Annotated in this window: 1 protein-coding gene; it reads right to left on the bottom strand. The window is 50.2% G+C overall.

The features are described 5' to 3' along the window. Window positions 1–655, bottom strand: a 655-nt coding sequence (locus R7P74_RS27025) for a heme ABC transporter ATP-binding protein (RefSeq protein WP_318123747.1), incomplete at both ends; no start/stop codon positions are given.

Here is a 655-nt window from a genome sequence, read left to right as displayed (position 1 = left end):
AAGTCCAGAGTCGGATGTTTTGTCACGATAGAGCGATACCCATAAACTTGTTCAATACGTTCGGGCGTTAGGGCTTGCCAAGGGTTGTCATCGCATACAAGTTTGCCGTTATGGAGCAACACCAGTCGGTCTGCGTATTGTGAGGCTAAGTTCAAGTCATGTAATACGACAACCACCGCAGCGTTCTGCGCTTTTGCCGCCTCACGAGCAATTTTAAGCGTGTTGTGCTGGTGGGCGAGATCCAGTGCCGACGTAGGCTCGTCCAACATCAGAATCTTTTTGTCACCAGATTGATGCAGTTGCGTTAGCACTCGAGCCAAGTGCAAACGTTGCTTCTCTCCGCCTGAGAGGGCAGGGTACAAGCTTTCCGCTAAGTGCAGAACATCGGTTTTTTGCATGTAGTGTAGGGCAAGCTCAGTCGTTTCTTTGTTTGAAAGTGACAAGGGGATCGCACCGAGTTCGACCACCTCTCGTGCCAAGAATGGAAAAGTGAGCGTGCTGTGCTGTGGCAGCATGGCGAGGTGCTTTGCTATGTCTTCAGGTTTCCAGGCTTCTTTAGGCTCGCCAAAATAGTCAATCTCGTTGTGTGATGGAATCTCACCACACAGAAGTTTAAGTAGTGTACTTTTCCCCGCGCCGTTTGGCCCCAATAACG

Source organism: Vibrio sp. 2033, from assembly GCF_033339735.1.
Note: the sequence above shows the minus strand (reverse complement) of the source record. Positions and strands in the feature narration are given on the sequence as shown.